The sequence below is a fragment of the Pseudomonas trutticola BRTCR10 genome, assembly GCF_056155105.1.
The window spans coordinates 1,360,293-1,383,503 of sequence record NZ_CM149552.1 but is presented as its reverse complement, the minus strand read 5'-3'; the positions used below and the strand labels follow the sequence as shown (position 1 = coordinate 1,383,503).

The window sequence follows — 23,211 nt, the reverse complement described above, 5'->3', positions numbered from 1 at the left end:
GTGCCGCGTGAAGCCATTGTGTTTCTAAATCTATCGGTCGTGACGCTTCAACCATTGTTCCGCCAGGACTCGCGCCCTGGCGTCTGCCGTGAAGACCGCATCGAGATCGCCGAGTGCCACAACCGGCTCAAGACTCAAGACCTCCTCGATGATACTCGCGATTTCCAGATAACGAACCCGTCCGTCGAGAAACGCTGCGACCGCCACTTCATTGGCGGCATTGAGCATCGCCGGCGCGCTGTCGCCCGCCTCGGCAGCCTGCCGCGCCAGACGCAGGCAGGGGAAGCGCTCTTCGTCCGGCGCTTCGAAGTCCAGACGCGCGATCGCAAAGAGGTCCAGCGGCGCCACGCCGGAATCAATTCGCTCCGGCCAGGCCAGTGCATTGGCAATTGGCGTACGCATGTCGGGATTGCCCAACTGCGCCAACACCGAACCATCGACATAATCGACCAGCGAGTGAATCACGCTCTGCGGATGGATCACCACCTCGACTTGGGACGGCTTGGCATCAAACAACCAGCAGGCCTCGATCAGCTCGAGACCTTTATTCATCATGCTTGCCGAATCCACGGAAATCTTGCGCCCCATGGACCAGTTCGGGTGCGCACAAGCCTGGTCAGGTGAAACATGCGCCAACTCACTCATGGGCGTCTGTCGGAACGGGCCGCCAGAGGCTGTGAGTAAAATCCGACGCACGCCGACGCTGCTTAATCCACGGGCGAAATCCTGTGGCATGCACTGGAAAATCGCGTTGTGCTCACTGTCGATCGGCAGCAGCACCGAACCGCTCTTGCGTACCGCCTGCATGAACAAGGCGCCGGACATCACCAACGCCTCTTTATTGGCCAACAGGATCTTCTTGCCCGCCTCGACGGCTGCCAGTGTCGGGCGCAAGCCTGCCGCACCGACGATCGCAGCCATGACCGCATCGACTTCCGGCGCAGAGGCGACCTGACACAGGCCCTCCTCCCCCACCAGCACACGGGTTGGCAAACCGGCTGCGCGCAAATCGTCCTGCAAACCGCGAGCGGCGGCGACTTCCGGCACCACGGCATACTGCGGCACATGACGTACGCACAAGGCCAGCAGCTCAGCCAGACGAGTGAACCCACTCAAGGCGAAAACCTGGTAACGCTCAGGGTGGCGAGCAATCACATCCAGAGTACTCAGACCGATCGAGCCGGTAGCCCCCAGAACGGTAATCTGCTGCGGGCGGCTCACGGTGCAGCCATCCACAGCAATACAGCGAAGACTGGAATAGCCGCCGTCAGACTGTCGATGCGATCAAGCACGCCGCCATGACCGGGCAGCAAATTGCTGCTGTCCTTGATGCCGGACTGACGCTTGAACATGCTTTCGGTGAGATCACCGACGACCGAGATAAATACGATCAGTGCCGCGCCAATCAGGCCTTTAAGCAACTCTGCCACTGTCCAGTCGCGCACCAGCCCGACAATGGCGGTAATCACCAGGCTCAGCGCCAGGCCACCATAAACGCCTTCCCAGCTTTTGCCCGGGCTGACCTGAGGCGCCAACTTGCGCTTGCCGAATGCACGACCCGAGAAGTAGGCGCCGATATCCGCACCCCAGACCAGCACCATCACCGCCATGATCAGCCAGTTGCCCAACGGGTACTGCTTGATCTGCACCAGGCCTTGCCAGGCCGGCAGCAGAATCAACAGGCCGATCACCAGTTTGGTGGCCGCACTGGACCAATGCTCGCTGGAGCGCGGGTATGTCAACACGAGAAACGTTGCCACGGCCCACCACAACACCGAAGCACCGAGCACCCAAGGCGCAAGACCGGGTAGCACATACATGACGAACAGCATCAATGCGACGACAGCGGCAAAGCCGACGCGGAACGATTGTGCGGTGAAGCCCGCCAGACGCGCCCATTCCCAGGCGCCGAGACTCACGACCAGACCAATGAACAGCGCAAAAGCGGAACCTTCGAGCAGGAAAAACCCGCACAAGGCAATCGGCAGCAGGATCAGCGCAGTGATGATTCGTTGTTTAAGCATTAAACCCGGGCTCCAGCTTCGACCTGTTCGCTCGTTTTACCGAAGCGACGCTGGCGCGAAGCGAAATCGGCCAGCGCATTGCGCATGGCATCGTGTTTGAAGTCCGGCCAGAACAGGTCGGAGAAGTACAACTCGGCGTAAGCCAGTTGCCACAGCAGGAAGTTGCTGATGCGGTGCTCGCCACCCGTGCGAATGCACAGGTCCGGCAACGGCAGATCGCCGGTCGCCAGACAGGTTTGCAGCAGATCAGGGGTGATGTCTTCCGGACGCAGATGCCCGGCCTGGACTTCACGGGCCAGACGCTGCGCAGCTTGCGCGATATCCCACTGACCACCGTAGTTGGCGGCAATCTGCAGGATGAAGCGGTTGGCACCCGCAGTCATGGCCTCGGCTTCGCGCATCGCGATTTGAAGCTCCGGATGAAAGCGCGAACGATCGCCAATGATGCGCAGGCTGATGTTGTTGTCATTGAGACGCTTGGCTTCACGACGCAAGGCCTTGAAGAACAGATCCATCAAGGCACTGACTTCATCGGCCGGGCGCTGCCAGTTTTCACTGGAAAAAGCGAACAGGGTCAACACTTCGACCTTGGCTTCAGCGCACACCTCAATAACGGCCCGCACAGCATCCACGCCCGCTTTATGCCCGGCGACACCCGGCATAAAGCGTTTTTTCGCCCAGCGATTGTTGCCATCCATGATGATCGCGACATGGCGCGGCACCGCGGACGGCGCAGTCTGCTTGGTCTTGTCCATTTAAAGCTCGACCCTTATACGGCCATCAGGTCTTTTTCTTTCTCTGCCAGCTTCGCGTCGATTTCAGCCACGAATTTCTTGGTCAGATCGTCGATCTCGCCAGTGGCGCGACGCTCTTCGTCTTCGCTGATCTCTTTTTCCTTGACCAGGTCCTTCAGCGAGCTGTTGGCATCACGACGAATGTTGCGCACGGCAACACGGGCGTCTTCAGCCACATCACGCGCCTGCTTGGTGAAACCGCGACGGGTTTCTTCGGTCAGGGCCGGCATGCTGATCAGCAGCAGTTCACCCAGGTTGGTCGGGTTCAGGTTCAGGCCTGCACTGCCGATCGCCTTGTCCACAGCACCGAGCATGTTGCGCTCGAACGCGACAACTTGCAGGGTACGCGCGTCTTTGACGGTGATGTTGGCGACTTGCTTGATCGGGGTGTCAGAGCCGTAGTACGGCACCATCACGCCTTCCAGAATGCTTGGGTGCGCTTGACCGGTACGGATGCGGCCGAAGTTGTGAGCCAGGGACTCAACCGACTTCGTCATGCGCTCTTTAGCGTCTTTCTTGATTTCGTTGATCATTGTTGGACTTCCTCGATCAGAGTGCCTTCAGCGCCGCCATGCACGATGTTCAGCAGGGCGCCGGGCTTGTTCATGTTGAATACGCGCAGCGGCATTTTGTGGTCGCGGCACAGGCAAATAGCCGTCAGGTCCATTACACCCAGCTTGCGATCCAGGACTTCATCATAAGTCAGATGATCGAACTTCTCGGCATGCGGGTCTTTGAACGGGTCTGCGGTGTAGACGCCATCGACCTTGGTCGCCTTCAGAACGACGTCGGCATCGATTTCGATTGCACGCAGGCAGGCTGCCGAATCCGTGGTAAAGAACGGATTGCCGGTACCGGCCGCGAAGATCACGACGTCCTTGGAGTTCAGGTGGCGCATGGCTTTGCGGCGATCATAATGATCGGTCACGCCAACCATGGAAATGGCCGACATCACGATGGCCGAGATATTGGCACGCTCCAACGCATCGCGCATGGCCAGGGCGTTCATCACAGTGGCCAGCATGCCCATGTGGTCGCCTGTAACCCGATCCATACCGGCTTTGCTCAGCGCTTCACCGCGGAACAGGTTGCCACCGCCGATCACCAGACCGACCTGTACGCCGATGCCGACCAGCTGGCCGACTTCCAGCGCCATCCGATCCAGCACTTTTGGATCGATCCCGAACTCTTCCGAGCCCATCAGGGCCTCGCCGCTAAGCTTGAGTAGAATGCGTTTATAGCGAGCCTGATAACCACTGCCCTGCTGAGCCATTGCGAATCTCTCCTGCGGCGTATTTAAAAATTCTTTGCGAGCTGTTTACAGCTGGCGTTCACTCTAGCTTGGCGCTGCTTCAGCGCCATCGGAACATGGCTTTGTAAGTCAGTTCCAAGTGGAAACCAATTAAAAATTGATAACCCCATCTGAAAAGAGGCTGCGCGCGTGAGCGGGCAGCCTCTTTCGGGCGACAGTTGAAAACCGTCTTATTGCTTGGCGGCAGCCAGCTGGGCAGCAACTTCTTCAGCGAAGTTGTCGACCGGCTTCTCGATGCCATCACCTACTTTGTAGTAAGTGAAGGAAACGATTTCTGCGCCGCCTTTCTTGGCCAGCTCGCCAACCTTGATTTCAGGGTTCTTGACGAACGCCTGCTCAACCAGGCTCGCTTCTGCCAGGAACTTGCTGATACGGCCTTTGACCATGTTCTCAACAATGTTTTCTGGCTTGCCTTTGATTTTTTCTTCGTTCAGCTGCAGGAACACAGCTTTTTCACGCTCGATCGCTTCATCGGAAACTTGCGAAGGCAGCAGGAACTCAGGGTTGCTTGCAGCTACGTGCATCGCGATGTCTTTGGCCAGCTCGACGTCACCGCCTTTCAGAGCCACAACCACACCGATCTTGTTGCCGTGCAGGTACGAACCTACAACGTCACCTTCAATACGGGTCAGACGACGGATGTTCACGTTCTCGCCTACTTTGGCAACCAGTGCTTCGCGAGCGGCTTCTTGAGCAGCGATCAGCGGAGCAGCGTCGGTCAGCTTGTCAGCGAAGGCTTTTTCAACGCTGGCAGCAACAAAGTTTTTGAAGTCGTCTTGCAGAGCCAGGAAGTCGGTCTGCGAGTTCACTTCCAGGATAACGGCAGCTTTACCGTCGTCCTTGATTGCGATTGCGCCTTCAGCGGCAACGTTGCCAGCCTTTTTCGCAGCTTTGATCGCGCCCGAAGCACGCATATCATCAATGGCTTTTTCGATGTCGCCGTCAGCCTTTTCCAGGGCTTTCTTGCAGTCCATCATGCCTTCGCCGGTACGCTCGCGCAGTTCTTTAACCAACGCTGCAGTAATTGCTGCCATTTTCAAATTCCTCTTGGATAGGTTTTCAACCATTCCACCCGATCGAACGGGCGTTCAATTCTTCCCGAACCACCGTTGTAGCCGCTGCACGTTACAGGTGCAGGGTGAGCGCTGCCACACGTGGGCGCCGACAACGGTTTTCGAGGTGGCAAAAAGGGGGCCAGGCCCCCTTTTTGCTTACTGAGTCAACGCCAGGGCGTTAATTACTCAGCTGCAGCCTGAGTTTCTTCAGCTGCGAATTCTACAGTGCCGCCGCCAACATTGTTGCGACCACGGATAACTGCGTCAGCCATCGAACCCATGTACAGCTGGATAGCGCGGATTGCGTCATCGTTGCCTGGGATGATGTAGTCAACGCCTTCCGGGCTGCTGTTGGTATCGACAACGCCGATTACCGGGATGCCCAGCTTGTTGGCTTCGGTGATCGCGATGCGCTCGTGGTCAACGTCGATCACGAACAGTGCGTCTGGCAGACCGCCCATGTCCTTGATGCCGCCCAGGGAGCGATCCAGCTTCTCAAGATCACGGGAGCGCATCAGCGCTTCTTTCTTGGTCAGCTTGGCGAAAGTACCGTCTTCGGCCTGAACTTCAAGGTCACGCAGACGCTTGATGGAAGCACGAATGGTTTTGAAGTTGGTCAGCATGCCGCCCAACCAGCGGTGATCGACGTACGGCGAACCGCAACGTGCTGCTTCTTCAGCAACGATCTTGCCAGCGGAACGCTTGGTGCCGACGAACAGAATCTTGTTTTTGCCCTGGGCCAGACGCTCTACGAAAGTCAGAGCTTCGTTGAACATTGGCAGGGTTTTTTCAAGGTTGATGATGTGAATCTTGTTACGCGCGCCGAAAATGTACTTACCCATTTTCGGATTCCAGTAACGGGTTTGGTGACCGAAGTGCACACCGGCCTTCAGCATATCGCGCATGTTGACTTGGGACATGATAGTTCCTTAATAAGTCGGGTTTGGCCTCCACGTATCCCAATGACCAACCAGTGGCATAAAGCCAAAAGCACCCAGGTCATCGTGTCGACACGTGTGTGGATTTAAGCCTTTCGGGGTATCCCCGGAAAGCGGCGCATTTTATATCACAGGGAAGGCAGAAACGGAACCCGAAATCTGCAATCGCACCAAGGACATGGGCTCGGCCCCCTTGGAATCGGCCCTGGGCGCACCATTGTATAGAGACAAGCGATACACGCAGGCGCGGATTTGCTCCTTCCGTCTGGTAGAATCGCGTTTTTCAGGGTCGCAAAACGCACAGCTGCCACCCTATCCGTATCAGCAAGCGCCGCCGAGCGCAGAGAGAGCCTGTATGACCGTCAACCTCAAAACCCCCGAGGACATCGCTGGCATGCGTGTCGCCGGCAAACTGGCCGCCGATGTGCTGGAAATGATTGCCGAACATGTCAAACCGGGCGTTACCACCGATGAGCTGAACCAGATCTGCCACGACTACATCGTCAACGTGCAGCAAGCCATCCCTGCCCCGCTCAACTACAAAGGCTACCCAAAGTCGATCTGCACCTCGATCAACCATGTGGTCTGCCACGGCATCCCGAATGACAAGCCGCTGAAAAACGGCGACACGCTGAACATTGACGTCACCGTGATCAAGGACGGTTACCACGGCGATACCAGCCGCATGTTCCACGTCGGCACCGTGCCAGTCTGGGCCGAGCGTCTGTCGCAGATCACTCAGGAATGCATGTACAAGGCGATCGAGATCGTCAAACCCGGCTGCCGCCTGGGCGACATCGGTGAAGTGATCCAGAAGCACGCCGAAAAGAACGGCTTCTCGGTAGTACGCGAGTTCTGCGGCCACGGCATCGGCAAGGTGTTCCACGAAGAGCCGCAGATCCTGCACTACGGCCGCGCCGGCACCGGCATGGAACTCAAGGCCGGCATGACCTTCACCATCGAACCGATGATCAACCAGGGCAAGGCCGACACCAAGGTATTGGGCGACGGCTGGACTGCGATCACCAAGGACCGCAAGCTATCGGCGCAGTGGGAACACACCCTGCTGGTCACTGACACCGGCTACGAGATCTTCACCCTGCGCGCCGACGACACCATCCCGCGCATGTCGGCCTGACCCCCAGAACGCTCCCAGCCTTATAGAAGGAAAGCCAATCGATGCCGCAGGTGGATCCCGAACTCTTCGACCGCGGCCAGTTCCAGGCTGAACTGGCCCTGAAAGCGAGCCCTATCGCCGCATTCAAGAAGGCGATCCGCCAGGCCCGCGAAGTGCTCGATGCACGTTTTCGCAACGGCCGTGATATCCGCCGGCTGATCGAAGACCGTGCCTGGTTCGTCGATAACATCCTGCAAAAGGCCTGGGAGCAGTTCAACTGGAGTGAAGACGCCGACATCGCGCTGGTTGCGGTCGGCGGCTATGGCCGTGGCGAGTTACACCCCTATTCCGACATCGACTTGCTGATCCTGCTGGACAGCGCCGATCACGAAGTTTTCCGCGATTCCATCGAGCGTTTTCTGACGCTGCTGTGGGATATCGGCCTGGAAGTCGGCCAGAGCGTGCGCTCGGTCGACGAATGCGCCGAAGAGGCCCGCGCCGACCTGACAGTCGTCACCAACCTCATGGAAAGCCGCACCATCTGCGGTCCCGAGCGCCTGCGCCAACGCATGCTCGACGTCACCAGCACCGCACACATGTGGCCGGCCAAGGAGTTCTTCCTGGCCAAACGTGCCGAACAGAAGGCTCGCCACCACAAGTACAATGACACCGAATACAACCTGGAACCCAACGTCAAAGGCTCGCCCGGCGGCCTGCGGGATATCCAGACGATTCTATGGGTTGCCCGTCGCCAGTACGGCACCCTGAACCTGCGCGCCCTCGCTGGCGAAGGCTTCCTGGTCGAGAGCGAAAACGCCCTTCTCGCCTCCTCTCAGGAATTCCTCTGGAAAGTCCGCTACGCCCTGCACATGCTTGCCGGTCGCTCGGAAGACCGCCTGCTGTTCGATCATCAACGCACCATCGCCGGCCTGCTCGGCTTCGAAGGTGACGACGCCAAACAGGCTGTCGAAAACTTCATGCAACGGTATTTCCGCGTGGTGATGAGCATCGCCCAGCTCAGCGACCTGATCATCCAGCACTTCGAAGAAGTCATCCTCGCCCCTGAGGACGAAGCGCCGCCGCAGCCAATCAACTCGCGCTTCCAGTTGCACGATGGCTATATCGAGGCGCGCAACGACAACGTGTTCCGCCGCACGCCGTTCGCCATGCTCGAGATCTTCGTGCTGATGGCGCAGCAGCCGGAAATCAAAGGGGTGCGCGCCGACACCATTCGCCTGCTGCGCGAAAACCGTCATTTGATCGACGACAATTTCCGCAATGACATCCGCAACACCAGCCTGTTCATCGAGCTGTTCAAGTGCAAGATCGGCATCCACCGCAACCTGCGCCGGATGAATCGTTACGGCATTCTCGGGCGTTATTTGCCGGAGTTCGGTTTCATTGTCGGGCAGATGCAGCACGACCTGTTCCACATCTATACGGTCGATGCGCACACGCTGAACCTGATCAAGCACCTGCGTAAGCTTCAGTACACCCAGGTCTCGGAAAAATTCCCGCTGGCCGCCAAGCTCATGGCCAAACTGCCCAAGCCCGAGCTGATCTACATGGCCGGCCTGTATCACGACATCGGCAAAGGCCGGCATGGCGATCACTCGGAGATCGGCGCCGTCGATGCCGAAGCGTTCTGCCAGCGCCATCAATTACCGGTGTGGGACAGTCGCTTGATCGTCTGGCTGGTGCAAAACCATCTGGTGATGTCGACCACCGCGCAGCGCAAGGACTTGTCCGACCCGCAGGTGATTCATGACTTCGCACAAGCCGTCGGCGACGAAACCCGCCTCGACTACCTGTACGTGCTGACGGTGGCCGACATCAACGCAACCAACCCGACGCTGTGGAACTCGTGGCGTGCCAGCCTGTTGCGCCAGCTCTACACCGAGACCAAGCGTGCCCTGCGCCGTGGCCTGGAGAACCCGGTGGATCGCGAAGAGCAGATTCGCCAGACCCAGAGCGCGGCGCTGGACATTCTGGTGCGCGGCGGCACCGACCCGGACGATGTCGAACAATTGTGGGCGCAACTGGGCGATGACTATTTCCTGCGCCACACCGCTGGCGATGTGGCCTGGCACAGCGACGCGATTCTCCAGCAGCCGGCCGATGGCGGGCCGCTGGTGCTGATCAAGGAAACCACCCAGCGCGAGTTCGAGGGCGGCACGCAGATCTTCATTTACGCACCGGATCAACACGACTTCTTCGCCGTAACCGTGGCCGCAATGGATCAGCTCAACCTGAACATTCACGATGCCCGGGTCATTACCTCAAGCAGCCAATTCACCCTCGACACCTACATCGTGCTCGACAACGACGGCGAATCCATCGGCGACAACCCGGCACGGATCAAGCAGATCCGCGAGGGCCTGACCGAAGCCCTGCGCAACCCGGACGACTACCCGACGATCATTCAGCGCCGGGTACCGCGCCAGCTGAAGCACTTTGCCTTCGCACCGCAGGTAACGATCCACAACGACGCTCAGCGACCGGTGACGGTGCTGGAACTCACTGCGCCGGATCGCCCGGGGTTGCTGGCGCGGATCGGCGGGATCTTCCTCGAGTTCGACCTGTCGCTGCAGAACGCCAAGATTGCGACATTGGGCGAACGAGTAGAGGACGTGTTTTTCATCACCGACGCCCACAACCAGCCGTTATCCGACCCCCTGCTGTGCAGTCGCTTGCAGGATGCGATCGTTGAACAGTTGAGCGTCAATCAGGAACCCGATATCAAGCTTTCGCGCATCAGTATCTGATCCAACAACTTCCCCCCTGTGGGAGCAGGCTTGCTCGCTCCCACATTGAACGAGGCCCCCATGAACAACGCTCTGAACCAGCTCCAGCCCTACCCGTTCGAGAAGCTCCGCGCCCTGCTCGGCAGCGTGACGCCAAACCCGGACAAGCGTCCGATCGCGCTGTCGATCGGTGAGCCGAAACACCGTTCGCCAAGCTTCGTCGCCGAGGCGCTGGCGAACAATCTGGATCAGATGGCCGTGTACCCGACCACCCTCGGTATTCCCGCCCTGCGCGAAGCCATCGCTGGCTGGTGCGAACGCCGCTTTGGCGTGCCAACCGGCTGGATCGATCCGGCGCGTAACGTGCTGCCGGTCAACGGTACCCGCGAAGCGTTGTTCGCGTTCACCCAGACCGTGGTCAACCGTGGCGACGACGCACTGGTGGTCAGCCCCAACCCGTTCTATCAGATCTACGAAGGCGCCGCGTTTCTCGCCGGAGCCAAGCCGCATTACCTGCCATGCCTTGATGAAAACGGCTTCAATCCTGACTTTGACGCGGTGTCGCCGGATGTCTGGAAGCGCTGCCAGATCCTGTTTCTGTGCTCGCCGGGCAACCCGACCGGCGCACTGATCCCGGTCGAGACCCTGAAAAAGCTCATCGCCCTGGCCGACGAATACGACTTCGTCATCGCCGCCGACGAGTGCTACAGCGAACTGTACTTCGACGAACAGACCCCGCCGCCGGGTTTGCTCACAGCCTGCGTCGAACTGGGCCGCAAGGACTTCAAACGCTGTGTGGTGTTCCACAGCTTGTCCAAGCGTTCCAACCTGCCGGGCCTGCGCTCCGGTTTCGTCGCCGGCGACGCCGACATCCTCAAGGGTTTCCTGCTGTATCGCACCTACCACGGTTGTGCGATGCCGGTACAAACGCAACTGGCCAGCGTCGCTGCGTGGAATGATGAAGTGCATGTACGCGCCAACCGTGCGTTGTATCGCGAGAAGTTCGACGCGGTGCTGGAGATTCTCAGCCCGGTGATGGACGTACAACGTCCGGATGGCAGCTTCTACTTGTGGCCGAATGTGCAAGGCGACGATGCGGCGTTTTGCCGGGATCTGTTTGCCGAAGAACATGTGACTGTCGTGCCCGGCTCCTATTTGTCTCGTGACGTGGATGGCGTCAATCCGGGGGCAGGTCGAGTGCGGATGGCGTTGGTTGCGCCACTGGCGGAATGCGTTGAAGCCGCCGAACGCATTCGAAACTTCATTACCCGTCATCGCTCGTAAAACTTATATCCCGCACGGTGCAATGCCGTGCGGGAATACCCTGCTCGCTGTTTCACGCAGACGGGGATTTGTTATCCGTATCAAGTTACAACTTCGACCAGCCAAAAAAGTACAAAGCCTATTACCTTCCCTTTTCCAAACGCGACGCCTTAGGGATCAAGGCACGACGTTCACAATCAATAAGGATATTGACCATGCACACCTGTCATTTTGTGAGAATGCTGGAGCCCGGCACTCGCCAGGAACAAGCCCGACAGAACCTCCCTCCGCGAACGCGCCACAGGCGTTCAGTCGCTTACTCAAACAGCTTCTGGGAAAACGCCAGTACGGTGACCTTCTCGTTCAAAGAGGACGTACCGGCCAATCTAAGGGTAAGGATAGAATTCTGCCTCAGGCGATGGGAGCCCTTTATCAGCCTGGCGCTCGAACTGGTCGATGACGGCGACGGCCAGATACGCATTGCAGTGGAAGGCAACGACAGTTACTCGGCCATTGGCACATGGGCCCTGCAAGAGGATCCGGACGAGCCCACCCTGGTGATAGGCAAAAGCCCTGATGATCGTTTTTTTGAGCAAACGATCCTGCATGAATTCGGCCATGCGCTGGGATTTCATCATGCGCATCTGCATCCCGACGCTAACATCCCGTGGGACAAACCCGCCGCCTATGACTTTTTCAAAAAGAACCATGGCTGGAGCAAATCCCAGGTTGATCACAACTTCTTTAACCTTGACTCCAGGCAGTCGGCATTCCTCGGCAGCTACGACAGACACTCGATCATGCATTACCCGACTCCCGAATTTCTCACCTACAAGAAATGGGATATCGGCGACAACATGACCCTCAGCGAAGGGGACAAACTCTTCGCCAGACAAGCTTATCCCGCCCTTGACTACTGGCAACTGCCTACTTGACCTGCCCCAGATTCGCTTCACTCAGGTCAAGGTCAGCCAATACTTCCCTGAGCACGTCATCACCAATCTCATGTTGACGGCTGAGGCTGTACAGCTCCAGGCGTTGCGCGCGCAGCGCCTTCAAACGTAAACGGCGTTCCAGCAGATCCATCTGGAACGCCAGCGCCTGGGCTTCGGCGGAATCGTTGAAGACGTCGAGTTGATGGCGGTACTCGGACATGATCCGCGCCTTCAATTCTGCCGACAGCGCCGCTTGCGCGGCATCCTGCGGGCCGACCTCTTCGGTTTCCAGCGCATGGATCGCCGCTTCGGCGGTCTTGCGCCAGGCGTCCCGGACTTCCTGACGGCGTTTATCGTCAGGGCTTTTTTCGATGCCGCGCAACAACAATGGCAAGGCGATACATGCCGAGACCAGTGACAGCAAAATCACCCCGGCGGCAATGAAAATCAGCAGGTCACGCTCGGGAAATGCCTCACTCCCCATCAACATCGGCACCGACATCACACCCGCCAGCGTTACCGCGCCGCGTACACCGCCGACTGTCAGCAGCCAGCAGGAGCGGGCGGTCGGGACTTGCGTCAGATCTCCCTTGCCACGCAATCGTCGCAACAGCACTGACAAACGCCAGATGCTTTGCACCCAGATAAATCGCAGCAGCACTAACGCGAGGAAAATCGCCAGCACATCGAGGCAGCGATACAGCAGCGTTGGCCACAGCGTCGGCTCATGGCTGACCACGGCTTTGATGATGTCCGGCAGTTGCAGACCCAGCAGCAGAAAAATCAAACCGTTGAAAGCAAACTCCAGCAGCGACCAGACGCTCCGGTTAAGCAGGCGCGTGCTGGTCTGGCGCGGCAACAGATCGAGCCAGCTCTGCATCATTCCCGCCGCGACCGCCGACAGGATGCCCGATACACCGAGACGCTCGGCCAGTACATAGGCGGCAAACGGCAACAACAGCATGAACACCACGTGAGTCGCCGGGTCATCCCAGCCTCGGGCGATCATCCATGCCCGCAATCGCCCGACCAGCCAGCTCAACGCGACGCCGACCGCCAAGCCTCCAAGTGCCACGACCACAAAGGTCAGGCTGGCGTTGGTCAGCGAGAAAACGCCCGTCACGGCGGCAGCCAAGGCAAACTTGAACGTCACCAGACCGGACGCGTCGTTCATCAACGCCTCGCCTTGCAACATATGCATCAACGGCGTGGGCAAACGGTTTTGCGAGATGGCCGACACCGCCACAGCGTCCGTTGGCGACAGCACAGCGGCCAACGCGAAAGCCACCGGCAGTGGAATTGTCGGCAGCAGCCAATGGATGAAGTACCCGGCGCCCACCACCGTAAACAGCACCAGCCCGACCGCGAGCGTCAGAATCGGTCCGCGCAAATGCCAGAGTTCACGTTTGGGCATGCGCCAACCGTCGGAAAACAGCAGCGGCGGCAAGAACAGAAACAGGAAAAGTTCGGGATCAAGGGCGACATGCAGACCCAGCGTCGGCCAGGCCAGCAAGGCACCGGCGGCGATCTGGACCAAAGGCAGCGGCAGCGGGATGATCCGTCCGACCAGACGGGAGACGCTGACCAGCATCAGCAGGATCAGGACGGTGTAGGCAGTTTGCATAAAGCGGAAATCTCAGACAATCGACAGCGTTGAACTGCCATATTAGCCGCTTAGGCTGTGCCTGACCGTTGCACATATGTCGCAGCCCTGCCACAAATCCCTTCTAGGAGTGAGCCTGCTCGCGATATCGGTTTAACATTCAACAATGCCAGTGGCAGGTAAATCGCCATCGCGAGCAGGCTCACTCCTACAGGGTTTTGCGGTGGGAAATCGACCTCAGGCGCCGCGAAACCGTTTGGTCATGGCATAATCCGACACCATTTTTCTCCAGCACCTGTAAAGGGGGCGATTCCTTGACGGTTTCAAGTAAAACGTTGCACCTTTTCGGCATCAAAGCCTGCGACACCATGAAAAAGGCGCGCACCTGGCTCGATGAACACGCTGTCAGCTACGACTTTCACGATTACAAAACCGCCGGTATCGACCGTGAGCACCTGACCCAATGGTGTGACGAGCACGGCTGGCAAACGGTGTTGAACCGTGCAGGCACGACCTTTCGCAAACTCGACGACGAACGTAAAGCCGATCTCGACCAGTCGAAAGCCATCGAACTGATGCTCGCTCAACCCTCGATGATCAAGCGCCCGGTGCTCGATCTCGGTGACCGAACCCTGATTGGCTTCAAGCCAGACATCTACGCGGCCGCTCTGAAGTAAGCAGCCCGTCACTCTTTGTAGAGGTATTCACATGTCCAACTCCCTGTTCAGCATCGCCTTCGGTGTCGGCACGCAAAACCGTCAAGGCGCCTGGCTCGAAGTGTTCTACGCACAGCCACTGCTCAACCCTTCGGCCGAACTGGTCGCGGCTGTTGCGCCGATCCTCGGTTACACCGAAGGCAACCAGGCCATCACCTTCACCACCGCACAGGCTGCGCAACTGGCTGAAGCCGTGAAAGGCATCGACGCCGTTCAAGGCAAATTGCTGACCCGCCTGGCCGAGAGCCACAAGCCGCTGGTCGCCACCCTGCTGGCCGAAGACGCACAACTGACTTCCACGCCTGAGGCGTACCTGAAGCTGCACCTGCTGTCCCATCGCCTGGTCAAGCCGCACGGCGTGAGCCTGGCCGGGATCTTCCCGCTGCTGCCGAACGTAGCGTGGACCAGCCAGGGTGCGATCGACCTGAGCGAACTGGCCGAGCTGCAACTCGAAGCCCGTCTGCGTGGCGAGCTGCTGGAAGTGTTCTCGGTGGACAAGTTCCCGAAAATGACTGACTACGTTGTCCCTGCTGGTGTGCGTATCGCTGATGCCGCGCGTCTGCGTCTGGGCGCGTACGTGGGCGAAGGCACCACCGTGATGCACGAAGGCTTCATCAACTTCAACGCCGGCACCGAAGGCCCGGGCATGATCGAAGGCCGCGTATCGGCTGGCGTTTTCGTCGGCAAGGGTTCGGACCTGGGCGGCGGTTGCTCGACCATGGGCACCCTGTCGGGCGGCGGCAACATCGTGATCAAGGTCGGCGAAGGCTGCCTGATCGGCGCCAACGCCGGTATCGGCATCCCGCTGGGCGACCGCAACACCGTCGAGTCTGGCCTGTACGTGACCGCCGGCACCAAAGTGGCGCTGCTGGACGAGAACAACAATCTGGTCAAAGTTGTGAAAGCGCGTGAGCTGGCCGGTCAGACTGACCTGCTGTTCCGTCGCAATTCGGAAACCGGTGCCGTGGAATGCAAAACCCACAAATCGGCGATCGAACTGAACGAAGCGCTGCACGCTCACAACTGAGTGCTTGGATAATCCATTGTAGGAGTGAGCCTGCTCGCGATGCTTTTAGCGCCCTCACGGACGCCATCGCGAGCAGGCTCACTCCTACAGGATTTGGCGTACATCCCGCCCATTTCACCAGGGCTATAAACCGTGATGATTCCCTCCCCCTGGCGTGCCGATTTCCCGGCCATCGCCGCCCTGCAACGGCAAGACCAGACCTATCTGGACAACGCCGCCACCACGCAAAAACCTCAGGCCCTGCTCGACGCGCTGGCGCATTACTACGCCAACGGCGCGGCCAATGTGCATCGTGCGCAACATTTGCCCGGCGCCCACGCCACGCAAGCGTTCGAAGACAGTCGACTCAAAGTCGCGCAGTGGCTCAATGCCGGTGACAGCGGGCAAATCATCTTCACCCACGGCGCCACCAGTGCGCTGAATCTCCTGGCTTATGGCCTGGAACATCTTTTCCATCCGGGCGATGAAATTGTCATCAGCGCCTTGGAGCATCACGCCAACCTGCTGCCGTGGCAGCAACTGGCGCAACGTCGCCAGCTGAAACTGGTGATCCTGCCGCTGGATGACGACGGTGTGATCGACCTCGCCGCCGCTGTCCATCTGATCGGCCCGCGCACGCGTTTGCTGGCGGTCAGCCAGTTGTCCAACGTGCTCGGCGCCTGGCAACCACTGCCTGCACTGCTTGGCATGGCCAAGGCGCAGAACGCGCTGACCGTGGTCGATGGCGCCCAAGGTGTGGTGCACGGTCGGCATGACGTACAGGCGCTGGGCTGCGATTTTTATGTGTTTTCCAGCCACAAACTGTACGGCCCCGATGGCCTCGGCGTGTTGTTCGGCCGCAATGCCGCGCTTGAACAGCTGAAGCCGTGGCAGTTTGGCGGTGAGATGGTGCTGGAAGCCAACTACCACGATTCACGCTTTCGCCCTGCCCCGCTGGGTTTCGAGGCAGGCACGCCGCCGATTGCCAGTGTGATCGGCCTCGGCGCGACCCTTGATTATCTCGCCGGGCTTGATCAGGACGCGGTGTCTGCTCACGAAGCCGCGCTACATGATTACCTGCTGCGCGGCCTCGCCGCCCGCAATGGCGTTCGCCTGCTGGGCAAGCCGCAACTGGCGCTGGCGAGTTTTGTTGTCGAGGGTGTGCACAACGCCGACCTGGCGCATCTGCTGACCGAGCAAGGCATCGCCGTGCGCGCCGGGCATCACTGCGCCATGCCGTTGCTGAAAAGCTTCGAACTGGCCGGGGCGATTCGGGTGTCGCTGGCGCTGTACAACGATTCCGAAGATCTGGAGCGGTTTTTTGAAGCGCTGGATCAGGCACTGGAGTTGTTGCGATGAAATTGCCGGCTGAAGCCGCCGATGCGCTGCACACCTTTCAGAATGCCGCAGGCTGGGAACAGCGGGCGCGGTTGCTGATGCAGTTTGGTGATCGTCTGGCGCCGTTGAATGAGTCGGACAAGTGCGAAGCCAACCGGGTGCATGGCTGTGAAAGTCAGGTGTGGCTGGTTGGGGAATTGCGTGATGGTCACTGGCAGTTCGCGGCGAGCAGCGATGCGCGGATGATTCGCGGGTTGGTGGCGTTGCTGTTGTTGCGGGTCAATGGACTGAGCGCTGATGAATTGCAGGAAGTTGATTTGCCGGACTGGTTCAATCAACTCGGCCTTTCGCGCCAGTTGTCGCCGTCGCGCAGCAATGGCCTGAATGCCGTGCTCCAGCGGATGAATGAGTTGGCAGGTTGATCGCTATCGCTGGCAAGCCAGCTCCCACAGGGTCCATGGTGTTCACAAATGTAGTGAACCTGCCAAATACCTGTGGGAGCTGGCTTGCCAGCGATGAGGTCATCAACTCCACCGATCAAACCTGAGGTTTCACTCGGTCAGCCGGGCGCCGGACACCCGCCACAATCTTGTCCACAGCCTTGGTCGCCGCGACCATGCCGAACGTCGCCGTGACCATCATCACCGCGCCAAACCCTCCCGCGCAGTCCAGTTTCACGCCATCGCCGACAAAACTCTTCTGCAAACAGATGCTGCCGTCCGGTTTCGGATAGCGCAGTTGTTCGGTGGAGAACACACACGGCACGCTGTAATGACGGGTTACGGTGCGTGAGAAGCCGTAGTCGCGGCGCAAGGTCGATCGTACTTTCGAGGCCAGCGGATCGTTGAACGTACGGTTCAGATCGCAGACCTGAATCAGCGTCGGATCAATCTGCCCGCCCGCGCCGCCGGTGGTGATGATCTGGATCTTGCGGCGCTTGCACCAGGCGATCAGCGCAGCCTTGGCGTTGACGGCGTCGATGCAGTCGATCACGCAATCGATGTTCGGCGTGATGTACTCGGCCATGGTCTCGCGGGTCACGAAATCCGCCACAGCGTGCACGGTGCAATCCGGGTTGATCCCGCGCAAACGCTCGGCCATCACTTCGACCTTGGGTTTGCCGACCGTGCCGTCCAGCGCATGCAACTGCCGATTGGCGTTGCTTACACAGACGTCGTCGAGGTCGAACAGCGAAATTTCGCCGACACCACAACGGGCCATGGCTTCCGCCGCCCAGGAACCGACGCCACCGACGCCGACGATCGCCACGTGGGCGGCGCGCAAGCGCTCCAGGCCTTCGATGCCATACAAACGGGCGATGCCTGCAAACCGCGGATCTTCTGTACTCATGACCAATACCCCAAAAACCGGCGCGCATTATAGGGCTACGCAGCGACAAGTTTTAACCTTCGATCTACAAGTGTAAGAACTTAAGTCAAAGAGGATTGCCCAATATCGGGCATTTCCCTGTCTGTTGTACGACTTGTGAACTACCGGTGTAGGATGCGCGCCCCTTTGGCGTATAGCCTACCGATCCTCCGTTCCACAGCCTTTGGAACCTGAAACAGCTATGTCATCGCGTAAATTTGGACTCAACCTGGTGGTGGTTCTGGCAATCGCCGCCCTGTTCACCGGCTTCTGGGCGCTGATCAATCGCCCGGTCACCGCGCCGAACTGGCCGGAGCAGATCTCCGGTTTCTCCTATTCGCCGTTCCAACAGGGACAATTCCCGCAGAAGGATCAGTTCCCATCTGACGAGGAAATGCGCCGCGATCTGGAGATCATGAGCAAGCTGACGGACAACATTCGTATCTACTCGGTCGACGGCTCTTTGCAAGACATCCCGAAACTGGCGGAAGAGTTCGGCCTGCGCGTGACCCTCGGGATCTGGATCAGCCCCGACCAGGAGCGCAACGAACGGGAAATCACCCGCGCCATCGAACTGGCCAACACCTCGCGCAGCGTGGTTCGCGTGGTAGTCGGCAACGAGGCGATCTTCCGCAAGGAAATCACCGCCGAACAACTGAGCGTGCTGCTTGACCGGGTTCGCGCCGCGGTGAAAGTGCCGGTGACTACCTCCGAGCAGTGGCACGTCTGGGAAGAACACCCGGAACTGGCCAAGCACGTTGACCTGATCGCCGCCCACGTTCTGCCGTACTGGGAATTCATCCCGGTCGACAAAGCTGGCCAGTTCGTTTTCGACCGTGCCCGCGACCTGAAAAAGCTGTTCCCGAAAAAACCGCTGCTGCTGTCCGAAGTGGGCTGGCCGAGCAACGGCCGTATGCGCGGTGGTGCTGATGCGTCGCCGGCAGATCAGGCGATCTACCTGCGCAACCTGGTGAACAAGCTCAATCGCCAGGGCTTCAACTACTTCGTGATCGAAGCGTTTGACCAGCCGTGGAAGGCCAGTGACGAAGGTTCTGTCGGCGCCTACTGGGGCGTGTTCAACGCCGCGCGTCAGCAGAAATTCAACTTCGAAGGCCCGGTGGTAGCGATTCCGCAATGGCGCGTGCTGGCGGTCGGTTCGGTGGTGCTGGCGTTGTTGTCGCTGACGTTGCTGATGATCGACGGCTCGGCGCTGCGCCAGCGCGGCCGGATCTTCCTGACCTTTATTGCATTCCTGTGTGGTTCGGTGCTGGTGTGGATCGGTTACGACTACAGTCTGCAATACAGCACGTGGTTCAGCCTGACGGTCGGTTTCCTCCTGGCACTGGGTGCGCTCGGCGTGTTTATCGTCTTGCTGACGGAGGCGCATGAATTGGCCGAAGCGGTGTGGATTCACAAGCGTCGACGGGAATTCCTGCCGGTCGAGGGCGACTCCAGCTATCGCCCGAAGGTGTCGATCCACGTGCCTTGCTACAACGAGCCGCCGGACATGGTCAAACAGACCCTGGACGCTCTGGCCGCGCTCGATTATCCGGACTATGAAGTCCTGATCATCGACAACAACACCAAGGACCCGGCGGTCTGGGAACCGGTGCGCGACTACTGCGCAACCCTCGGCCCACGCTTCAAGTTCTTCCACGTTGCGCCATTGGCCGGTTTCAAGGGCGGTGCGCTGAACTACCTGATCCCGCACACCGCCAAGGACGCCGAAGTGATCGCGGTGATCGACTCCGATTATTGCGTGCACCCGAACTGGCTCAAGCACATGGTGCCGCACTTCGCCGACCCGAAAATCGCCGTGGTGCAGTCGCCGCAGGACTATCGCGACCAGAACGAAAGCACCTTCAAGAAGCTCTGCTACGCGGAATACAAAGGCTTCTTCCACATCGGCATGGTCACCCGCAATGACCGTGACGCGATCATCCAGCACGGCACCATGACCATGACCCGCCGTTCGGTTCTGGAAGAATTGGGTTGGGCTGACTGGTGCATCTGTGAAGACGCCGAACTCGGTCTGCGCGTGTTCGAGAAAGGCCTGTCGGCGGCGTATTACCACGACAGCTACGGCAAGGGTCTGATGCCGGACACCTTCATCGACTTCAAGAAGCAGCGTTTCCGTTGGGCTTACGGTGCGATCCAGATCATCAAGCGCCACACCCGCAGCCTGCTGCGCGGCAAGGACACCGAACTGACTCGTGGCCAGCGCTACCACTTCCTCGCGGGCTGGTTGCCGTGGGTCGCGGACGGCATGAACATTTTCTTCACCGTCGGCGCGCTGTTGTGGTCGGCGGCAATGATCATCGTGCCGCAACGGGTCGATCCGCCGCTGCTGATTTTCGCGATCCCGCCGTTGGCGCTGTTCGTGTTCAAGGTCGGCAAGATCATCTTCCTCTACCGTCGCGCCGTTGGTGTGAACCTGAAAGATGCTTTCTGCGCGGCACTGGCCGGGCTGGCGTTGTCGCACACCATCGCCAAAGCGGTGTTGTACGGCTTCTTCACCAGCAGCATTCCGTTCTTCCGTACGCCGAAAAATGCCGACAACCATGGCTTCTGGGTGGCGATTTCCGAAGCGCGGGAGGAGCTGTTCATCATGTTGCTGTTGTGGGGCGCGGCGCTGGGGATCTTCCTGGTCAACGGCATGCCGAGCAATGACATGCGTTTCTGGGTGGTGATGCTGCTGGTGCAGTCGCTGCCGTACCTGGCGGCGTTGATCATGGCGTTCCTGTCGTCGCTACCGAAACCTGCGCCCGCGCCTGAACCGGCGCCGGTCGTCTAAATCCTCATCGATGCACTAAACGGCGGCCAATGGTCGCCGTTTTGCTTTAAGATAACCGCCATTTTGCGGGGCTTGGCGTGATACGCGGTCTGACTGACCGAACTCTATCCCCTGTAGGAGTGAGCCTGCTCGCGATGGCGGTGTAACAATCAATAGTTACGCTGACTGACACACCGCCATCGCGAGCAGGCTCGCTCCTACAGTTAGTCCGCGCCCACATTCATGACTCCGGAGTTTTCCATGACGGCCCACGCCGACCTTTCGCCGACCCTCCAACTCGCCATCGACTTGATCCGCCGTCCGTCCGTAACGCCGGTCGACGCCGATTGCCAGAAGCAGATGATGCAGCGCCTGGGCGATGCCGGTTTCAGCCTCGAGCCGATGCGCATCGAGGATGTGGATAACTTCTGGGCCACCCACGGCAACACCGACGGCCCGGTGCTGTGCTTCGCCGGCCACACCGACGTGGTGCCGACCGGTCCGGTAACGGCGTGGCAGATCGACCCGTTCAACGCGGTGATTGATGAACACGGCATGCTCTGCGGTCGTGGCGCGGCGGACATGAAAGGCAGCCTGGCGTCGATGACCGTGGCGGCCGAGCGCTTCGTCGCCGACTACCCGGATCACAAGGGCAAGGTCGCATTCCTGATCACCAGCGACGAAGAAGGCCCGGCGCATCACGGCACCAAAGCTGTGGTGGAGCGCCTGGCTGCGCGCAACGAGCGTCTGGACTGGTGCATCGTCGGCGAACCGTCGAGCACCACTTTGGTTGGCGACGTTGTGAAAAACGGCCGCCGTGGCTCGCTCGGCGCCAAGCTCACCGTCAAAGGCATTCAGGGCCACGTCGCCTACCCGCACCTGGCGAAAAACCCGATCCACCTTGCTGCTCCGGCGCTGGCCGAACTGGCCGCCGAGCATTGGGATCACGGCAACGATTTCTTCCCGCCGACCAGTTTCCAGATTTCCAACGTCAATTCCGGCACCGGCGCGACCAACGTGATTCCGGGTGATCTGGTGGCGGTGTTCAACTTCCGCTTCTCCACCGAATCGACCGTCGAAGGCCTGCAGAAGCGTGTCGCCGACATCCTCGACAAGCACGATCTGGACTGGCACATCGACTGGGCGCTGTCCGGCCTGCCGTTCCTCACCGAGCCGGGCGCGCTGCTCGACGCCGTGTCGGCGAGCATCAAGGACATCACCGGCCGCGAGACCAAGGCATCCACCAGCGGCGGCACTTCCGATGGCCGTTTCATCGCGACCATGGGCACGCAAGTGGTTGAACTGGGCCCGGTCAACGCGACTATCCACCAGGTCAACGAACGCGTATTGGCGGCCGATCTCGACGTGCTGACCGAGATCTACTACCAGACCCTGATCAAGTTGCTCGCCTGATGCTTGCTTGCCCCATTTGCAGTGAACCGCTGAACACAGTGGACAACGGCGTGGTCTGCCCCGCCGGCCATCGCTTCGACCGTGCGCGGCAGGGTTATCTGAACCTGCTGCCGGTGCAGCACAAGAACAGCCGCGACCCTGGCGACAACCAAGCCATGGTCGAGGCGCGCCGTGACTTTTTGAACGCCGGCCATTACGCGCCGGTGGCCAAGCGTCTGGCCGAACTGGCGGCGAGCTATGCGCCGGATCGCTGGGTCGACATCGGTTGTGGCGAGGGTTATTACACCGCGCAAATCGCCGAGGCCCTGCCGGATGCCGATGGCTACGCGCTGGACATCTCGCGTGAAGCGGTCAAACGCGCCTGCAAGCGCAACCCGGCGCTGACCTGGTTGATCGCCAGCATGGCTCGCGTGCCATTGGCGTCGGGCAGTTGCCAGTTTCTCGCCAGCGTTTTCAGTCCTTTGGACTGGGAAGAAGCCAAGCGTCTGCTCAGCGTTGGCGGCGGTCTGATGAAAGTCGGCCCGACCAGCGGCCACCTGATGGAACTGCGCGAACGCCTGTACGACGAAGTACGCGAATACACCGACGACAAGCATCTGGCCCTGGTGCCCGAAGGCATGGCGTTGGCGCACAGTGAAACCCTGGAATTCAAACTGACGCTGGACAAGCCCGAGGACCGCGCCAACCTGTTGGCGATGACACCTCACGGCTGGCGTGCCAGTGCCGAGCGTCGCGCGGCGGTGATCGAGCAGGCCGAGCCGTTCGAGACCACCGTGTCGATGCGCTACGATTATTTCGTTCTTCAATAACTT

At 59.6% G+C, this 23,211-nt stretch carries 20 protein-coding genes; 11 read left to right on the top strand and 9 right to left on the bottom strand.

Features of this window, described 5'->3' with window-relative positions:
- Positions 1–30: 30 nt before the first annotated feature.
- From ispC to rpsB, 7 genes are all read right to left on the bottom strand, one after another.
- Positions 31–1,221: a 1-deoxy-D-xylulose-5-phosphate reductoisomerase gene (ispC, locus tag ACVVH8_RS05945; RefSeq protein WP_475229008.1), complete on the bottom strand. Its 1,191-nt coding sequence runs from the start codon at positions 1,219–1,221 to the stop codon at positions 31–33.
- The gene (locus ACVVH8_RS05940; RefSeq protein ID WP_103303032.1) at positions 1,218–2,024 is read right to left on the bottom strand and encodes a phosphatidate cytidylyltransferase; all 807 of its coding nucleotides are present in this window, start codon (positions 2,022–2,024) and stop codon (positions 1,218–1,220) included. The genes ispC and ACVVH8_RS05940 overlap by 4 nt, the downstream gene beginning before the upstream one ends.
- Complete coding sequence (uppS, locus tag ACVVH8_RS05935; RefSeq protein ID WP_475229006.1) at positions 2,024–2,779, bottom strand: polyprenyl diphosphate synthase; 756 nt, start codon at positions 2,777–2,779, stop codon at positions 2,024–2,026. The genes ACVVH8_RS05940 and uppS overlap by 1 nt, the downstream gene beginning before the upstream one ends.
- A gap of 14 nt (positions 2,780–2,793) precedes the next feature.
- Positions 2,794–3,351 carry a ribosome recycling factor gene (gene frr / locus ACVVH8_RS05930; protein WP_096819627.1) on the bottom strand — a complete coding sequence of 186 codons (558 nt, stop codon included), beginning with the start codon at positions 3,349–3,351 and terminating at the stop codon, positions 2,794–2,796.
- Entirely contained in the window at positions 3,348–4,091 is a 744-nt protein-coding gene (gene pyrH / locus ACVVH8_RS05925; protein ID WP_011332683.1) for a UMP kinase, read from the bottom strand. The genes frr and pyrH overlap by 4 nt, the downstream gene beginning before the upstream one ends.
- Before the next feature lie 209 nt (positions 4,092–4,300).
- Complete coding sequence (tsf, locus tag ACVVH8_RS05920) at positions 4,301–5,164, bottom strand: translation elongation factor Ts (RefSeq protein ID WP_103303034.1); 864 nt, start codon at positions 5,162–5,164, stop codon at positions 4,301–4,303.
- A gap of 203 nt (positions 5,165–5,367) precedes the next feature.
- The gene (rpsB, locus tag ACVVH8_RS05915) at positions 5,368–6,105 is read right to left on the bottom strand and encodes a 30S ribosomal protein S2 (RefSeq protein ID WP_103303035.1); all 738 of its coding nucleotides are present in this window, start codon (positions 6,103–6,105) and stop codon (positions 5,368–5,370) included.
- Between the two features lie 373 nt (positions 6,106–6,478).
- On the opposite strand from rpsB, the gene map reads away from it, so the two are divergent.
- The 4 genes from map (at position 6,479) to ACVVH8_RS05895 (ending at position 12,182) form a co-directional block, all read left to right on the top strand.
- Positions 6,479–7,261 (top strand): type I methionyl aminopeptidase, encoded by a 783-nt coding sequence (gene map / locus ACVVH8_RS05910; protein ID WP_213027694.1) that lies wholly within the window; start codon positions 6,479–6,481, stop codon positions 7,259–7,261.
- Positions 7,262–7,302: 41 nt separating this feature from the next.
- Complete coding sequence (locus tag ACVVH8_RS05905) at positions 7,303–10,005, top strand: [protein-PII] uridylyltransferase (protein ID WP_475229004.1); 2,703 nt, start codon at positions 7,303–7,305, stop codon at positions 10,003–10,005.
- Positions 10,006–10,065: 60 nt separating this feature from the next.
- The gene (gene dapC / locus ACVVH8_RS05900) at positions 10,066–11,268 is read left to right on the top strand and encodes a succinyldiaminopimelate transaminase (protein WP_475229001.1); all 1,203 of its coding nucleotides are present in this window, start codon (positions 10,066–10,068) and stop codon (positions 11,266–11,268) included.
- 194 nt (positions 11,269–11,462) lie between these two features.
- Positions 11,463–12,182: a M12 family metallopeptidase gene (locus ACVVH8_RS05895; protein WP_475228999.1), complete on the top strand. Its 720-nt coding sequence runs from the start codon at positions 11,463–11,465 to the stop codon at positions 12,180–12,182.
- Here the strand turns inward: ACVVH8_RS05895 and ACVVH8_RS05890 are convergent.
- Positions 12,175–13,806 (bottom strand): Na+/H+ antiporter, encoded by a 1,632-nt coding sequence (locus ACVVH8_RS05890; RefSeq protein WP_475228996.1) that lies wholly within the window; start codon positions 13,804–13,806, stop codon positions 12,175–12,177. The genes ACVVH8_RS05895 and ACVVH8_RS05890 overlap by 8 nt on opposite strands.
- A gap of 293 nt (positions 13,807–14,099) precedes the next feature.
- Here ACVVH8_RS05890 and ACVVH8_RS05885 point away from each other — a divergent pair, with 293 nt between their 5' ends.
- From ACVVH8_RS05885 to ACVVH8_RS05870, 4 genes are all read left to right on the top strand, one after another.
- A complete protein-coding gene (locus ACVVH8_RS05885) occupies positions 14,100–14,462 on the top strand; it encodes an ArsC family reductase (RefSeq protein ID WP_003222107.1) in 363 nt (120 codons plus the stop codon).
- 31 nt (positions 14,463–14,493) lie between these two features.
- The gene (gene dapD, locus ACVVH8_RS05880) at positions 14,494–15,528 is read left to right on the top strand and encodes a 2,3,4,5-tetrahydropyridine-2,6-dicarboxylate N-succinyltransferase (protein ID WP_011332675.1); all 1,035 of its coding nucleotides are present in this window, start codon (positions 14,494–14,496) and stop codon (positions 15,526–15,528) included.
- 132 nt (positions 15,529–15,660) lie between these two features.
- A complete protein-coding gene (locus ACVVH8_RS05875) occupies positions 15,661–16,866 on the top strand; it encodes an aminotransferase class V-fold PLP-dependent enzyme (RefSeq protein WP_475228993.1) in 1,206 nt (401 codons plus the stop codon).
- Complete coding sequence (locus ACVVH8_RS05870; protein WP_475228991.1) at positions 16,863–17,267, top strand: SufE family protein; 405 nt, start codon at positions 16,863–16,865, stop codon at positions 17,265–17,267. The genes ACVVH8_RS05875 and ACVVH8_RS05870 overlap by 4 nt, the downstream gene beginning before the upstream one ends.
- A 115-nt stretch (positions 17,268–17,382) precedes the next feature.
- On the opposite strand, the gene tcdA is transcribed toward ACVVH8_RS05870, so the two are convergent.
- Complete coding sequence (gene tcdA / locus ACVVH8_RS05865; RefSeq protein WP_475228988.1) at positions 17,383–18,195, bottom strand: tRNA cyclic N6-threonylcarbamoyladenosine(37) synthase TcdA; 813 nt, start codon at positions 18,193–18,195, stop codon at positions 17,383–17,385.
- A 220-nt stretch (positions 18,196–18,415) separates the two neighbouring features.
- Between tcdA and ACVVH8_RS05860 the strand changes: the two genes are divergently transcribed.
- From ACVVH8_RS05860 to ACVVH8_RS05850, 3 genes are all read left to right on the top strand, one after another.
- Positions 18,416–21,007, top strand: coding sequence for a glycosyltransferase (locus ACVVH8_RS05860; protein ID WP_213027690.1), 2,592 nt, complete (start codon positions 18,416–18,418; stop codon positions 21,005–21,007).
- Positions 21,008–21,247: 240 nt separating this feature from the next.
- Positions 21,248–22,399: a succinyl-diaminopimelate desuccinylase gene (gene dapE / locus ACVVH8_RS05855; RefSeq protein ID WP_475228986.1), complete on the top strand. Its 1,152-nt coding sequence runs from the start codon at positions 21,248–21,250 to the stop codon at positions 22,397–22,399.
- Positions 22,399–23,208: a putative RNA methyltransferase gene (locus ACVVH8_RS05850; protein ID WP_213027689.1), complete on the top strand. Its 810-nt coding sequence runs from the start codon at positions 22,399–22,401 to the stop codon at positions 23,206–23,208. Before dapE ends, ACVVH8_RS05850 begins: the two co-directional genes overlap by 1 nt.
- Positions 23,209–23,211: the final 3 nt, after the last annotated feature.

Excerpts from the sequence above, each read along its gene's own strand:
- pyrH (WP_011332683.1), bottom strand. The coding sequence starts at position 4,091 with ATGGCTCAGCAGGGCAGTGGTTATCAGGCTCGCTATAAACGCATTCTA.
- frr (WP_096819627.1), bottom strand. The coding sequence starts at position 3,351 with ATGATCAACGAAATCAAGAAAGACGCTAAAGAGCGCATGACGAAGTCG.
- tcdA (WP_475228988.1), bottom strand. The coding sequence starts at position 18,195 with ATGAGTACAGAAGATCCGCGGTTTGCAGGCATCGCCCGTTTGTATGGC.
- tsf (WP_103303034.1), bottom strand. The coding sequence starts at position 5,164 with ATGGCAGCAATTACTGCAGCGTTGGTTAAAGAACTGCGCGAGCGTACC.
- ACVVH8_RS05870 (WP_475228991.1), top strand. The coding sequence starts at position 16,863 with ATGAAATTGCCGGCTGAAGCCGCCGATGCGCTGCACACCTTTCAGAAT.
- ACVVH8_RS05850 (WP_213027689.1), top strand. The coding sequence starts at position 22,399 with ATGCTTGCTTGCCCCATTTGCAGTGAACCGCTGAACACAGTGGACAAC.
- dapD (WP_011332675.1), top strand. The coding sequence starts at position 14,494 with ATGTCCAACTCCCTGTTCAGCATCGCCTTCGGTGTCGGCACGCAAAAC.
- ACVVH8_RS05940 (WP_103303032.1), bottom strand. The coding sequence starts at position 2,024 with ATGCTTAAACAACGAATCATCACTGCGCTGATCCTGCTGCCGATTGCC.
- uppS (WP_475229006.1), bottom strand. The coding sequence starts at position 2,779 with ATGGACAAGACCAAGCAGACTGCGCCGTCCGCGGTGCCGCGCCATGTC.
- ACVVH8_RS05860 (WP_213027690.1), top strand. The coding sequence starts at position 18,416 with ATGTCATCGCGTAAATTTGGACTCAACCTGGTGGTGGTTCTGGCAATC.
- ACVVH8_RS05905 (WP_475229004.1), top strand. The coding sequence starts at position 7,303 with ATGCCGCAGGTGGATCCCGAACTCTTCGACCGCGGCCAGTTCCAGGCT.
- ACVVH8_RS05895 (WP_475228999.1), top strand. The coding sequence starts at position 11,463 with ATGCACACCTGTCATTTTGTGAGAATGCTGGAGCCCGGCACTCGCCAG.
- ACVVH8_RS05890 (WP_475228996.1), bottom strand. The coding sequence starts at position 13,806 with ATGCAAACTGCCTACACCGTCCTGATCCTGCTGATGCTGGTCAGCGTC.
- rpsB (WP_103303035.1), bottom strand. The coding sequence starts at position 6,105 with ATGTCCCAAGTCAACATGCGCGATATGCTGAAGGCCGGTGTGCACTTC.
- map (WP_213027694.1), top strand. The coding sequence starts at position 6,479 with ATGACCGTCAACCTCAAAACCCCCGAGGACATCGCTGGCATGCGTGTC.
- dapC (WP_475229001.1), top strand. The coding sequence starts at position 10,066 with ATGAACAACGCTCTGAACCAGCTCCAGCCCTACCCGTTCGAGAAGCTC.
- dapE (WP_475228986.1), top strand. The coding sequence starts at position 21,248 with ATGACGGCCCACGCCGACCTTTCGCCGACCCTCCAACTCGCCATCGAC.